Below are 14,963 nucleotides of genomic sequence, written 5' to 3'. Positions count from 1 at the left end.
TCCTGCCATAACGTGAAGAAGCAATGACCTGGTGGTCCGTGACTTCCCTACGCTGGCATTATCCAGATCAGGTGATACGGGTATTTCTCAGCCTTCACGCAGAAGGGCACCCCGAGTCGTTTGGTTGCGATGATAAATCGCAGAGGAGGATGGTAATGTCCAGCGCACGCGTTGTAAACGAGGAAAAACGGCAGTTTTACAATCGCGTTAATAAATTATTTGATATATGAATCCAGCACCTTCAGAACGACATCCAGATCTTCTTCACGTTTTAGCTCATCCCCCTGGTGAACGATGTGTTCCGTCAGATGACCTTTAATCACTTCCCGCATCAGACCGTTTACCGCGCCACGGATAGCAGCAATCTGTTGTAAAACTGCAGCGCATTCGTGCGGCTCGTCGAGCATTTTCTTGAGCGCCACGACCTGGCCCTGAATCTTACTGGCACGCGCTTTCAGTTTCTGTTTATCACGGATTGTATGAGACATGGCAACACCTGGTTAACAAGAATATGAAAAATCATAGCACTATTAATCTACTGGGGGGTAGTATCAGGTACTGGGGGGGAGTAGAATCAGATTGCCGAATTAATACTAAGAATTATTATCATGACCGAATTTACAACTCTTCTTCAGCAAGGAAACGCCTGGTTCTTCATCCCCAGCGCCATCTTACTTGGTGCGCTTCATGGCCTGGAACCAGGGCACTCAAAAACGATGATGGCGGCGTTTATCATCGCCATCAAAGGCACCATTAAACAGGCGGTGATGCTCGGACTGGCAGCAACTATTTCGCATACCGCAGTGGTCTGGTTAATTGCCTTTGGCGGGATGGTGATCAGCAAGCGCTTTACTGCTCAATCAGCAGAACCGTGGCTCCAGCTGATTTCCGCAGTGATCATTATTGGCACCGCGTTCTGGATGTTCTGGCGTACCTGGCGCGGCGAACGCAACTGGCTGGAGAATATGCACGAGTATGATCATGAACATCATCACCACGATCACGAAGATCACCACGACCATGGACATCATCACCATCACGAACATGGCGAGTATCAGGATGCCCATGCACGAGCCCATGCCAATGATATTAAACGACGCTTTGATGGTAGAGAGGTCACCAACTGGCAAATTTTGTTATTTGGCTTAACAGGTGGTCTTATCCCCTGTCCGGCAGCAATTACCGTGCTGTTGATTTGCATTCAGTTGAAAGCCCTGACACTGGGCGCAACACTGGTCGTCAGTTTCAGCATTGGCCTGGCGTTAACGCTTGTCACCGTAGGCGTTGGCGCAGCAATCAGCGTTCAGCAGGTCGCAAAACGCTGGAGCGGATTTAACACTCTCGCTAAACGCGCCGCCTATTTTTCCAGTCTGTTGATTGGCTTAGTCGGTGTGTATATGGGCGTACATGGCTTCATGGGCATAATGCGATAACTCAATCCTTTAGGCTTGCATGTTATCTTCAGCCCAGGATGATTCTTAAATCAGCTATTTCCGCTGACTCTCTGCTCGCTAAGGATGCTTTTAGGGCATCCTTTCATTTACACTTTTTACGAAATCATGGGATCACTAACAAAATATCGCTTGTCAGTTATATTGTATGGCAGGAAAGATATGCGACTGATATTACAGATCCCCAAAGTGGAGAGTTTATGACCATTAAAAATAAGATGTTGCTGGGTGCGCTTTTGCTGGTTACCAGTGCCGCCTGGGCCGCACCAGCCACCGCGGGTTCGACCAATACCTCGGGAATTTCTAAGTATGAGTTAAGCAGTTTCATTGCTGACTTTAAGCATTTCAAACCAGGCGATACCGTCCCAGAGATGTACCGCACCGATGAGTACAACATTAAGCAGTGGCAGTTACGTAACCTGCCCGCGCCTGATGCCGGGACGCACTGGACCTATATGGGTGGCGCGTACGTGTTGATCAGCGACACCGACGGTAAAATCATTAAAGCCTACGACGGTGAGATTTTTTATCATCGCTAAAAAAAGCCCCCTCATCATGAGGGGGAAATGCAGACACCTTGTTATTTTTTATTATTAGCCACTTGCTCGTCTTGCTTGTTATTAGTCGTATTTCACGTTGATTAATGCGGTTGCCTCCAGTGCGCCAGATTTAACTTTGTTTGTATCGTAGACGTAGTAACTGGCAGTTATCGGAATTGAAACCGTTGTATCTGTAAGTTTTGACTTTGCCGCAATTTCTTTTAAATTTGTGTATCCTTTACTGCTGTTAGTGATATTTAAAAGTGTGACTGACGAACCATTACTTTCAAGAATAAATCCTACGCCATTATCTTCCGCACCTTTCAGTATTGTGTTGCTGTTGGTTAACAAGTCAGAACTTGATAAATACACCTGCATTTTCCGTGATGTTTGATTTTGTTGACCTAATAAATTTTTACAACGCAGAATAATATCCCCTTGTTTACTATTTATTGTTGCTTTGTTACCTGTGGCTGGTAATTGTGAAACGGGAATACTGTCTAAAGTAATTAATAAATCGTCCGGTTTGCAGGTTGTGGTTATCGGGTTGTATGACAATGTCAGATTAAAGGAATAGACACCTGCATTTTGTGCCAATGCATTTCTGTAGCTATTTACACATGCATCCCATGACTTGCCACCTAATAAACACAGTAGAAATTGTACTGCGGCACTCCCGCGTGTCGATGATGAAGCACTGGATAATGTCGCAACTCCATTAATCATCACTGAACCGCCGCCCCCCGCAGAAACATTCACTTTTGCATTACTGGCCGCAGGTGTCACCGTTACCGAATAACCACTGGTGAAACTGGTCTGATTATTTGATAACGTGATGTTGTTTTTATTGGTCCATTCAAAATGTAAATTTAATTTAATGGTATCGTTATAAAGTCCAACAATAATATCCGACGGGCTCATAGGGGTGATAGTATTTGTACTCACGCATGACGAATCATTAAAATTATGCTCATATGTCGCCATTTGTGTTTGAGTAAGTGCAAAATCCCCCTGAACAACCAAATTGTGCTGAACAGATAACTCACTATAACATGCCGCATAGCTCACAGGCATAACCATCATCATTACTATAAATAACATTATACGAATATTCATAACCACCTGACTATTACTGGCAAATATAGTTTCTACTTTCATCAATCTCTTTACCGAAGGTGATTGTGCATGAAAGTCCTTGTTGCTTATCAATTGCTACATTAACCGATGGCGGTACTTCATTGGTGCGAATAAATAACTGGCTTCCCTGACCGACAACGCCAATATTATGACCATGGATATCATTGACTTCATAACCAAACATTAATGGTTGCCCATCCGCTCTTAACGCTTTTATAAACCAGGGCTTGCGCTGATCGGTATCAAAATTAACCAGTACAACCGCGCCGCGATAAGGGGCGGCAATTTTCCGGTTGCCACGTAATTCTGCTTCGCTATCGCTTTGCGACACATCCAGCATCAGGTGATTTTCCCGATAAGGTGTCATTCCGTCGTATACCACCACTCCATTACGGTTTGTTGTGCGATATTTTTGCCCATTGACATAAGCATCTTTAATTCCTGGCGCATTCATCACAGCAAACGTTTCGGAAAGACGGTTCGCCAGATTAACGCCCCCCGACCAGGCGACAATGCCCCCTGAAACACTGGCTCCAGCCTGTCGATAAGTACTCGACTGACTATAACTGCCATTCACTGTCGCAACCGGCGCGTTCCAGGTCAAATTCGCCCCAGCTGTCGTTTCATTTCCCTGATTCTGATAACTCAGGTTGACCCCATAGTTAAACTGATCCCGGCTTCCAACGGTTCCTGATAATCCCGTATTATTTGAGGCAAACCCCTGATCATCAAACGTCGTTGAGTTAGACATATATATTTGCCGACGAGGCGTCGTAACGTCATCACCCCAATCAAAGGGAATCGATATAAAAATATTAAAACGTTTCTCTTCATGATGATTCTCGTCATACGCCTGGCTTGCCGCGAGGATATAGCTTATCCGCCGCCAGTTATTGGAATAACTCAACTGATAATCCTTACTGCTGCCGCTACGCCCCCAGTAATCTCGCCATAACGTACTTAAGGACACAGACCCCCAGCCTTCTGGCAATGACTGGCTCATATTGGCAGAGAAGCTATTTTTACGGCCAAAATCGTTCTGGTAATAATCGGCAATGTCATAGACATCGTTTTCATCACGGCGATAATTATCTTTATTGTTTGCCCAAACGTGATCATTAAATGTCCGGTAATCACGCGATGAATAACGCCAGGCCGCCAGACCAAAACGCGTCGACGTTTGGCTCACAAATTTGTTGTAGGCAATTTGATAACTTTGCCCGTCAAACACATCGCCGTTGTCTTGTTTACTATGCGACTTCGTGGCATCGACGGAAATGGCACCAAAGCGTGTATTCCAGCCAGTCCCCAAAGTAAACGCGTAATAATTATTCGCGACCATCGAGCCACCATACAGCGTCAATAAATTATTAAAACCATACTGATAACCCGCCTGGACAAAATCACTTTGTTTGCTCGCCCCTTCAATATGGCTACGACCCGCCGCAAAATCATATTTCGATACGCCGGGTTGCAGCATATTTGGCACTGCTGCATAAGGCACCAGATAGGTGGTTACCGAGCCGTCCGCCTCTTTCACGCTGACATCAAGATCTGCTCCACCACCGGCCAACTGCAAATCTGTAATCGCGAACGGGCCAGGAGGAACCTCTTTCTGATAAACCACAAAACCGTTCTGTTCAATAGTTACCAGCGCATTACTCTGAGCAATCCCCTGCACCCGTGGCGTAAAATTTTGTTTCGAGTTAGGCAACATCTGCATATCACGAAACAACCGCACACCGCTGAAGCGAACAGAATCAAAAATATCGCTTGATGTGTACATATCACCCACGCGAAGCGTGCCGAGAAGTTGGGCAAATCCACGTTCCAGATACAGGGTATTGCTTTTCCACACCCCTGGATTGTTATTTGTTTTACTGAAACTGGCATCAGAATGCAGTTGCCACCCCAGTAAATTTAACCCGCTGTTAAAACGTACATATGTACTCTTACTATTACCCGACGCTTTATAGTCACTGTAATACTGACTCACATAATAAGAGGTATAAAACGCATTAATACCCCGCTCCCAGTTTTCCGGTGGAACATAGCCACTTTCCAGTTCTTCCACCCAGGCCTGCGGGACACTGAAATCGAGACGAAAAACCCCGATATCCCAGGTATAGCTCCCACCCTGAACAAGTTGCTCAAATGTTAAACATTGCTTACCGCTGGCGAAGTTATCGCTATTAATGCCTAACCGCTTGATAACTTCTATTGATAAACATGTTTCTTGCGGGTTGTCTTTAACAATAATCTCATATTTCCCGCGCCATTGCTTATTGACATAAATATCGATGTCATACTGCCCCGGTAAGGGTTGATTATCATCAAGACGAATATTTGCAACCTGCTGGTCTTTCATTCCACCTATCATAAAATGGGTATCAAAGGTTTCTTCAGCTGCATAAGCTTCAATGCCGAGCAATAACGCTACGATTGCTGATGCAAGTGGGGTCATTCTCAACATAGGCAGCTCCTGCAATTAAATTTTGTCACTAATATAGTTGCCGTGGTCATCGATAATGGTCAGATACCAGTTATTTGCATTATTACTTTTGACATTAACACTCTGACTTTCTAAGGGGGCAATCATAATAGTTTCATAATTGACTTTAACATTATTAGCTTTGACATCCGAAATCGTCACCCAATTAGCTGAGTCATTTTTTATCACCAATCCATTGCCACTGCGATTTACCAGTAACTTTTTAAAGGTCGCTTTATTTACCGGAGCAATACCCGCTGGCCGGTAAAACAACTTAATTCTGTTTTGCATCGCAAACTTCAGTGCATTTTTGCCTTCTTGCTCTGGACTATTTGGTGGAATATCCAGAACATTCAGATAAAAAATGCTTTCTTTATTAGTGGGCAGTTTATTCGGCATAATTTTGATTTTTACTTGCTGCCCGGAATTTGCCCCTATTTTTGCCACTGGTGGCGTTAACATGAAAGGAACCTGAATTTTTTCTGGTGGTAACGACGTATCGCCATCATCAATCCACGCCTGCAGCAGCGAAGAACGGTTTCCCTGGTTCATCAACTGCACCATAACTTCTTTATTTTCTGCCGGGTAAATAATGCGCGTCCCGTAGATAACAATTCCGGCATGTGCAGGAAGGACCATAGAAAAAATGAGTAAAGATAATAATCCTTTCATCTTAATGCCTCTTAAATTAAAAAGCCGCCATGGGGATAGCGGCCATGTTTATTACCTGGAGAAACTTACAATTTTATTTATTAATCCTGCGCCACACGCATAACCAGAGAAGATAACACATCACCTGATTGCACTGAGTTATCTGTCAGTTTCAGGTATTTTGCTTTAAACGGAATAGCATATTGACCTTCCGCTGTTTTATAACTCTCAATGTTAAAAGGTGCAGAAACATCCAGGACATCGCTGTTATCACCTAAATAGAGATAGTAACCCACGGTATCGTTGCTACTGGCTATCGCCTTATCGTTACCGGTTATTTTATCGTTGGTAATCAACGAGAGTTTTACACCAGCAACTTCTTTCGGGCAGCTAATTTTTAACATGCTGCTGGTTACACCGACTGCATCATCATAGGTAGAATATTTAGCTTTACCTTCAAAGACAGTGGTTGGTACAGTCGGCATATTAATACTTACTGAATCACCACCCGCTTCGAATTTACACGGAGATTCTGCAATATTCCCCTTAATAGTTAATGTTCCGGTATCAACGTCTGCAGCAAATACTCCAGCGCTCATAAAAAAAGAAGAAAAGACAGCGGCAGCAATAATTGAACGTTTCATAATATGTTCCTTAATAAAATTTATTTTTGGTTGTTAAGAGTCTGTATCTCTTGGAAACAAATTTCTCACATCAAAAAAGTTGCCGCAATGTAAACACATTGTTTTATTGATTTAAAACAAATTAACCATTGCAATATAAATACAAAAAATGTTTAAGAGTATTAACTATTTATCGCATCTATCAATTAATGTAGATTTATGTAAATGGTATTGTTGATATCAATAAAAAAGCCGAAATCATTTATATAAATGATTTCGGCTTTCTAAATGCAATTAAAATCAGGTTGCCAAATTAATCGTAGCGATTTAACACGATTCGACGTTTGCTATCGCTACCTGCAACAACCACTTCTGTCGTTACACCTTTGACGGGCGAAGAAAACAGATGACGGGTGTCAACATTATACGTTAACTGACCACAATGCTGTTGAGGTTGACCATTAACCATAGCCATACTGCATGTTGGGGGACTGATCCTGCCATTAATCGCTAATGTGGCAGTCTCTGAAGAGAATGCGGGAGAAGCCAATCCATAGGCAAGAAAAATAATTCCTGACAGCCAATACTTATTCATTGAACGTTATCCCTGTAGTAAAGGTTATGCCTGGATAGAATGAGTGCATAACAAACTATAGCTGTACATCCACTACACAGCCACGAAGGATGATAATGAAGCATTGCCTGTATGATCAATCGACTTTGTAGAGTTTCGGACGAAGGTCCGCAGAATATTCGCAGTATTAAATAAGTGTTCATTAATGCGGCAAAAACTAATACACCGCATCAATGTAACATCTCTGCGGTGTATGAAGAATAACCAGAATGGTTAATAGGCGTTAGACCGCGCGGAAGGAAATCTCGCCTGGAATGACTTCACCCTGCCAGTAGAGCTGAGCTGCAACGCGGTCAGCCAGCTGGCGGTAGATAGCGGTAAATTCGCTCTCCGGACGGCTGATAACCGTTGGCGTGCCTTTATCGAGATCCTCACGTAAGGAGATGTGTAACGGCATCTGCCCCAGCAGCTGTGTGTGGTATTTTTCAGCCAGTTTCTCAGCACCACCGGTACCGAAAATCGGTTCATGGTGACCACAGTTACTGCAAATATGCACACTCATGTTCTCGACAATACCAAGCACCGGAACCTCGACTTTCTCGAACATCACAATGCCTTTTTTCGCATCGATCAACGCGATGTCCTGCGGGGTGGTGACCACGACTGCACCAGTTACTGGAATGTTTTGCGCCAGCGTCAATTGAATGTCACCGGTGCCTGGCGGCATATCAAGCACCAGATAGTCGAGATCCGGCCACAAGGTTTCCTGCAACATCTGCATTAACGCCTTGCTCGCCATCGGTCCACGCCACACCATCGCATTGTCGTCAGTGACCAGATAACCAATTGAATTGGTTGCCAGGCCATGAGACATAATCGGTGCCATGTGGGTACCGTCCGGCGACGTTGGACGCTGATTTTCTGCGCCCAGCATGGTGGGAATTGATGGGCCGTAGATATCGGCGTCCAGAATGCCGACTTTCGCCCCTTCCGCCGCCAGTGCCAGCGCCAGGTTTACCGCCGTGGAGGATTTACCCACGCCGCCTTTACCGGAGCTGACCGCAATGATGTTCTTCACACCATTAATACCCGGCTGATTCTTCACGCGTTTTAAGGTGGCGATATTGTGCGACAGTTTCCAGTCGATAGCTTTCGCCCCGGTGATACGCAGCAGTTCGGCGCTACATTGCTCTTTTAACTCTTCAAACGCGCTATGCCAGACGAATGGCATAACCAGTTCCACATGCAACGTGTCGTCCATCCAGGCGACATGGTGCAACGCTTTCAGCGTGGTGAGGTTATGCTTCAGGGTTGGGTGCTGAAAATTGGCCAGTGTCCCGGCGACCATTGCGCGCAAGGCTTCTGGTGATTTGGCCTGGGATTGTTCGTTCATCCCGACTCCTTTTTTGTATAGATAAACCATCAGCTGATAGTTTACCTGAAGAATATAGAGAAGTACTTACTTAACATTTTCCCATTTGGTACTATCTAACCCCTTTTCACTATTAAGAAGTAATGCCTACTATGACTCAAGTCGCGAAGAAAATTCTGGTGACGTGCGCACTGCCGTACGCTAACGGCTCAATCCACCTCGGCCATATGCTGGAGCACATCCAGGCTGATGTCTGGGTCCGTTACCAGCGAATGCGCGGCCACGAGGTCAACTTCATCTGCGCCGACGATGCCCACGGTACACCGATCATGCTGAAAGCTCAGCAGCTTGGTATCACCCCGGAGCAGATGATTGGCGAAATGAGTCAGGAGCATCAGACTGATTTCGCAGGCTTTAACATCAGCTATGACAACTATCACTCGACGCACAGCGAAGAGAACCGCCAGTTGTCAGAACTTATCTACTCTCGCCTGAAAGAGAACGGTTTTATTAAAAACCGCACCATCTCTCAGCTGTACGATCCGGAAAAAGGCATGTTCCTGCCGGACCGTTTTGTGAAAGGCACCTGCCCGAAATGTAAATCCCCGGATCAATACGGCGATAACTGCGAAGTCTGCGGCGCGACCTACAGCCCGACTGAATTGATCGAGCCGAAATCGGTGGTTTCTGGCGCTACGCCGGTAATGCGTGATTCTGAACACTTCTTCTTTGATCTGCCCTCTTTCAGCGAAATGTTGCAGGCATGGACCCGCAGCGGTGCGTTGCAGGAGCAGGTGGCAAATAAAATGCAGGAGTGGTTTGAATCCGGCCTGCAACAGTGGGATATCTCCCGCGACGCGCCATACTTTGGTTTTGAAATTCCGAACGCGCCGGGCAAATATTTCTACGTCTGGCTGGACGCACCGATTGGCTACATGGGTTCTTTCAAGAATCTGTGCGACAAGCGCGGCGACAGCGTAAGCTTCGATGAATACTGGAAGAAAGACTCCACCGCCGAGCTGTACCACTTCATCGGTAAAGATATTGTTTACTTCCACAGCCTGTTCTGGCCTGCCATGCTGGAAGGCAGCAACTTCCGCAAGCCGACCAACCTGTTTGTTCATGGCTATGTGACGGTGAACGGCGCAAAGATGTCCAAGTCTCGCGGCACCTTTATTAAAGCCAGCACCTGGCTGAATCATTTTGACGCTGACAGCCTGCGTTACTACTACACTGCGAAACTCTCTTCGCGCATTGATGATATCGATCTCAACCTGGAGGATTTCGTTCAGCGTGTGAATGCCGATATCGTGAACAAAGTGGTTAACCTGGCCTCTCGTAATGCGGGCTTTATCAACAAGCGTTTTGACGGCGTGCTGGCAAGCGAATTGGCTGACCCGCAGTTGTACAAAACCTTCACTGATGCCGCTGAAGTGATTGGTGAAGCGTGGGAAAGCCGCGAATTTGGTAAAGCAGTGCGCGAAATCATGGCGCTGGCTGATCTGGCTAACCGCTATGTCGACGAGCAGGCTCCGTGGGTGGTGGCAAAACAGGAAGGCCGCGATGCCGACCTGCAGGCAATTTGCTCAATGGGCATAAACCTGTTCCGCGTGCTGATGACTTACCTGAAGCCGGTACTGCCGAAACTGACCGAGCGCGCAGAAGCATTCCTCAATACAGAACTGACCTGGGATGGTATCCAGCAACCGCTGCTGGGCCACAAAGTGAATCCGTTCAAAGCGCTGTATAACCGCATCGATATGAAGCAGGTTGAAGCACTGGTGGAAGCGTCTAAAGAAGAAGTGAAAGCAGCTGCCGCGCCAGTTACTGGCCCACTGGCAGATGATCCGATTCAGGAAACCATCACCTTTGACGACTTCGCAAAAGTTGACCTGCGCGTGGCGCTGATCGAAAACGCAGAGTTTGTTGAAGGTTCTGACAAACTGCTGCGCCTGACACTGGATCTCGGCGGTGAAAAACGCAATGTCTTCTCCGGTATTCGTTCTGCCTACCCGGATCCGCAGGCACTGATCGGGCGTCACACCATTATGGTGGCCAACCTGGCACCGCGTAAAATGCGCTTTGGTATCTCCGAAGGCATGGTAATGGCTGCTGGTCCTGGCGGGAAAGATATCTTCCTGTTAAGCCCGGATGCTGGTGCTAAACCAGGCCATCAGGTGAAATAATCCCCCTTTAAGGCGCTGCATCGACAGCGCCTTTTCTTTATAAATTCCTAAAGTTGTTTTCTTGCGATTTTGTCTCTCTCTAACCCGCATAAATACTGGTAGCATCTGCATTCAACTGGATAAAATTACAGGGATGCAGAATGAGACACTTTATCTATCAGGACGAAAAATCACATAAATTCTGGGCAGTTGAGCAACAGGGAAACGAGTTGCATATCAGTTGGGGAAAAGTTGGCACCAAAGGGCAAAGCCAGATAAAAAGTTTTTCAGATGCTGCGGCAGTGGCAAAAGCGGAGCTTAAGCTGATTGCGGAGAAGGTGAAGAAGGGGTATGTGGAGCAAGCGAAGGATAATTCTTTGCAACCTTCCCAAACGGTAACGGGCTCTCTCAAGGTAGCGGACTTATCCACCATTATTCAGGAACAACCCTCTTTCGTAGCAGAAACCCGTGCGCCTGACAAAAATACAGATGCTGTTTTACCGTGGCTGGCAAAAGATATTGCTGTCGTTTTTCCGCCCGAAGTTGTACACACCACGTTAAGTCATCGCCGCTTTCCCGGAGTTCCTGTTCAGCAAGCAGACAAATTGACCCAATTACGTCGCTTAGCCTGTAGTGTGTCGCAACGGGATAATAAAACAGCCACATTTGACTTCAGCGCCTGTTCTTTAGAATGGCAAAACACCGTCGCCCAGGCGATCAGTCAGATCGACGGCCTGAAAACAACACAGCTACCATCACCAGTAATGGCTGTACTCACGGCACTTGAAATGAAATGCACAAGATATAAAGTGCGTGAGGATGTTATGGATCAGATCGTCCAGGAAGGCGGTCTGGAATATGCTACTGATGTAATAATACACCTTCAACAGATTGATATTAAATGGGATTATGCGAATAATGTCATTATTATTCTGCCGTCTGGCATTGCACCTGACTACTTGGAGCAATATTCCAGATTTGAATTACGCCTACGTAAACATTTATCACTGGCGGAAGAGTCTCTCTGGCAAAAATGTGCACAAAAACTTATTGCCGCAATTCCACATATTCCAGAATGGCGGCAACCATTAATTGCTTTGTTATTACCCGAAAAACCAGAAATTGCACATGAAATTGCCCAGCGTCTACTGGGGCAAAAAAAATTACCCTCGCTTGAGTGGTTAAAAATAGTGGCGACTGATGAGCACATTCTTGCCTCATTAGAAAAATATCACGAGCCATATGCCATTTTTGATGATTACTATTGTGGTGCGATATGGTCAGCCACCGTATTACAGGAGCAAGGTGTTGCAGCCCTGCCCCGATTTGCTCCCTATGCCGCAAGTGACTACTGCGCCGATGTGTTGCGTCATATCAATCATCCGTTCGCATTAACACTGCTTATACGTGTAGCCGGGCATACTAAACGCTGTCACGATCGGATGACGAAAGCCTGCGCTGCGTTCCCACATGCAGCAATGGCGGCACTGACGGAACTTCTTGGGCAAAAAGAAGAGAACAGTTGGCGCATTATGCTAATGACAATGCTTATCTCACAACCAGCACTGGCAGAACAGGTCATTCCCTGGCTCTCGACACCCGCAGTTGCCGTACTGAAATCATGCCAGCAACAACTGACACAGCCCTCAAACCATGCCAGCGCCGATCTACTGCCAGCCGTAGTAGTCTCCCCTCCCTGGCTTTCGAAAAAGAAAAAATCGCCGATTCCGGTGCTGGATTTAGCGCCATTAGGCATTGAGCCAATCTGTTATCTGACAGAAGAAATCAGTAATCAACTTTTGGCGAAATATATCTGGTATTCAAAACACATCACGGTTAGCCATGAAGAAAGTACTACCAACCTGTTGGCAAGGATGGGTTTTCAACGACGGATCGCTGGTACATATATTAAAGCTCCCGAAGCGGTAGTTGAGGCATGGCTAAATGAAGATTATTCAACCTTACTAAGTGAATTTAAGGTGTTTCATTCACCTACCGGGCATTATTGGCAGTTGGGGATTTTGACAACATTGCCGCTGGAGAAAGCAGTAAAAGCATGGAATGCCCTTACCCTATCTCCACATACCGATACCGAATACGCCATGTTACATTTTGGACTCAAAGGGTTACCTGGGTTAGTAAACTCACTTGCACGCTATCCACAAGAAGCCTTGCCCATCACGAATTACTTCGCAGCGAGTGAGCTGGCTCCTGCCGTCGCCCGTGCCTTCAACAAACTGAAAACGCTACGCGAAAACGCCCGTAGCTGGCTGTTGAAATACCCGGAACATGCCCTTACCGGCCTGCTGCCTGCGGCGCTCGGCAAAGCCGGTGAAGCACAGGATAACGCCCGCGCTGCCTTGCGTATGCTTACCGAAAACGGTCATCAGCCATTACTGCAAGAAATCGCCCGACGTTATAACCAGCCGGAAGTAACCGATGCGGTGAACGCTCTGCTTGCGCTCGATCCCTTAGATAATCACCCGACAAAAATCCCCACTCTTCCGGCCTTTTATCAGCCATCGCTCTGGACGCGCCCGGTATTAAAAGCAAATGCCCAATCACTGCCAGATAGCGCCCTCCTCCACCTCGGTGAAATGCTCCGCTTCCCTCAGGAAGAGGCTCTGTATCCGGGATTATTGCAGGTGAAAGACGTCTGTTCCGCCGACTCACTGGCGGGATTTGCCTGGGATCTGTTTACCGCCTGGCAGACCGCTGGCGCGCCGTCGAAAGAGAGTTGGGCGTTCACTGCGTTAGGCGTTCTCGGTAACGATGACACCGCCCGCAAACTGACGCCATTAATACGCGCCTGGCCTGGTGAATCCCAGCATAAACGCGCCACCGTTGGGTTGGATATTCTCGCTGCTATCGGTAGTGATATCGCCCTTATGCAGCTTAACGGCATCGCCCAGAAACTGAAATTCAAAGCATTACAGGAGCGGGCAAAAGAAAAAATTGCCGACATTGCCGAGAGCCGCGAACTCACGGTGGCGGAGCTTGAAGATCGGTTAGCACCGGATCTCGGTCTGGATGATAACGGTTCGCTGCTGCTGGATTTTGGCCCACGGCAGTTCACCGTCAGCTTTGATGAAACCTTAAAACCGTTTGTGCGTGATGTTTCCGGCAGCCGCCTGAAAGACCTGCCCAAACCGAACAAAAGCGATGATGAAACGCGGGCGAACGATGCGGTTAACCGCTACAAATTGCTGAAAAAAGATGCGCGTACCATCGCCGCCCAGCAGGTAGCAAGGCTGGAATCCGCCATGTGCCTGCGCCGCCGCTGGTCGCTGGAAAACTTCCAGCTCTTCCTGGTTGAGCATCCGCTGGTTCGTCACTTAACCCGCCGTCTGATTTGGGGCGTTTATAGCGCCGAAAACCAGCTACTGGCTTGCTTTCGCGTAGCAGAAGATAACAGCTACAGCACCGCTGACGATGATCTTTTCACCCTGCCGGAAGGCGATATCTCTATCGGCACTCCTCACGTTCTGGAAATATCACCAACGGATGCTGCCGCCTTTGGTCAGCTTTTTGCCGACTACGAACTGCTACCACCGTTCCGCCAGCTCGACCGTAACAGCTACGCCCTGACAGAAGCCGAGCGCAATGCCAGTGAACTGACCCGCTGGGCAGGCAGAAAATGCCCGAGCGGTCGGGTCATGGGACTGGCGAATAAAGGTTGGGTGCGTGGTGAACCGCAGGATGGTGGCTGGATCGGCTGGATGATCAAACCTCTGGGCCGCTGGTCGTTAATCATGGAAATCGATGAAGGCTTTGCAGTTGGTATGTCGCCAGCCGAACTTAGCGCCGAGCAACTCTTAAGCAAGCTGTGGCTATGGGAAGGCAAAGCAGAAAGCTATGGCTGGGGGAGTAATTCAACACAGGAAGCGCAGTTCTCCGTACTCGATGCCATCACCGCCAGCGAGCTGATTAACGATATTGAAGCCCTGTTTGAATAAGGAA

At 47.1% G+C, this 14,963-nt stretch carries 11 protein-coding genes and 1 riboswitch; of the genes, 4 read left to right on the top strand and 7 right to left on the bottom strand.

The features are described from left to right. Nucleotides 1-27: 27 nt before the first annotated feature. Nucleotides 28-124: riboswitch (TPP riboswitch) on the bottom strand. A 91-nt stretch (nucleotides 125-215) separates the two neighbouring features. Beyond that, a complete protein-coding gene (gene rcnR / locus HGD79_RS24195; protein ID WP_000019944.1) occupies nucleotides 216-488 on the bottom strand; it encodes a Ni(II)/Co(II)-binding transcriptional repressor RcnR in 273 nt (90 codons plus the stop codon). A gap of 120 nt (nucleotides 489-608) precedes the next feature. On the opposite strand from rcnR, the gene rcnA reads away from it, so the two are divergent. Both rcnA and rcnB read left to right on the top strand, forming a co-directional pair. Further along, nucleotides 609-1,433 (top strand): nickel/cobalt efflux protein RcnA, encoded by an 825-nt coding sequence (gene rcnA, locus HGD79_RS24190; RefSeq protein ID WP_096147435.1) that lies wholly within the window; start codon nucleotides 609-611, stop codon nucleotides 1,431-1,433. 218 nt (nucleotides 1,434-1,651) lie between these two features. Further along, entirely contained in the window at nucleotides 1,652-1,990 is a 339-nt protein-coding gene (rcnB, locus tag HGD79_RS24185) for a Ni(II)/Co(II) efflux transporter accessory subunit RcnB (protein ID WP_000153067.1), read from the top strand. Nucleotides 1,991-2,071: 81 nt separating this feature from the next. On the opposite strand, the gene HGD79_RS24180 is transcribed toward rcnB, so the two are convergent. From HGD79_RS24180 to apbC, 6 genes are all read right to left on the bottom strand, one after another. Continuing rightward, the gene (locus tag HGD79_RS24180; RefSeq protein WP_001026151.1) at nucleotides 2,072-3,106 is read right to left on the bottom strand and encodes a putative fimbrial-like adhesin protein; all 1,035 of its coding nucleotides are present in this window, start codon (nucleotides 3,104-3,106) and stop codon (nucleotides 2,072-2,074) included. A 13-nt stretch (nucleotides 3,107-3,119) separates the two neighbouring features. Beyond that, nucleotides 3,120-5,600, bottom strand: coding sequence for a fimbrial biogenesis outer membrane usher protein (locus HGD79_RS24175; RefSeq protein ID WP_000945406.1), 2,481 nt, complete (start codon nucleotides 5,598-5,600; stop codon nucleotides 3,120-3,122). 15 nt (nucleotides 5,601-5,615) lie between these two features. Beyond that, nucleotides 5,616-6,290: a fimbria/pilus periplasmic chaperone gene (locus HGD79_RS24170; RefSeq protein WP_000677395.1), complete on the bottom strand. Its 675-nt coding sequence runs from the start codon at nucleotides 6,288-6,290 to the stop codon at nucleotides 5,616-5,618. Between the two features lie 80 nt (nucleotides 6,291-6,370). After that, nucleotides 6,371-6,913 (bottom strand): fimbrial protein, encoded by a 543-nt coding sequence (locus tag HGD79_RS24165; RefSeq protein ID WP_000830468.1) that lies wholly within the window; start codon nucleotides 6,911-6,913, stop codon nucleotides 6,371-6,373. 292 nt (nucleotides 6,914-7,205) lie between these two features. Then, nucleotides 7,206-7,487, bottom strand: coding sequence for a YehE family protein (locus HGD79_RS24160; protein WP_001324851.1), 282 nt, complete (start codon nucleotides 7,485-7,487; stop codon nucleotides 7,206-7,208). 262 nt (nucleotides 7,488-7,749) lie between these two features. Continuing rightward, nucleotides 7,750-8,859 (bottom strand): iron-sulfur cluster carrier protein ApbC, encoded by a 1,110-nt coding sequence (gene apbC / locus HGD79_RS24155; RefSeq protein ID WP_001005448.1) that lies wholly within the window; start codon nucleotides 8,857-8,859, stop codon nucleotides 7,750-7,752. Nucleotides 8,860-8,990: 131 nt separating this feature from the next. Here apbC and metG point away from each other — a divergent pair, with 131 nt between their 5' ends. Next, the gene (gene metG, locus HGD79_RS24150) at nucleotides 8,991-11,024 is read left to right on the top strand and encodes a methionine--tRNA ligase (protein WP_001295427.1); all 2,034 of its coding nucleotides are present in this window, start codon (nucleotides 8,991-8,993) and stop codon (nucleotides 11,022-11,024) included. Nucleotides 11,025-11,164: 140 nt separating this feature from the next. After that, nucleotides 11,165-14,959, top strand: a complete 3,795-nt coding sequence (locus HGD79_RS24145) for a WGR and DUF4132 domain-containing protein (protein WP_001215633.1) — start codon at nucleotides 11,165-11,167, stop codon at nucleotides 14,957-14,959. Nucleotides 14,960-14,963 lie beyond the last annotated feature (4 nt).

The organism is Escherichia sp. SCLE84 (assembly GCF_012584495.1).
In the GTDB taxonomy this organism is placed as follows: domain Bacteria; phylum Pseudomonadota; class Gammaproteobacteria; order Enterobacterales; family Enterobacteriaceae; genus ECMA0423.
The sequence above is the reverse complement of the archived record's forward strand: the minus strand, read 5'-3'. Positions and strand labels throughout refer to the sequence as shown.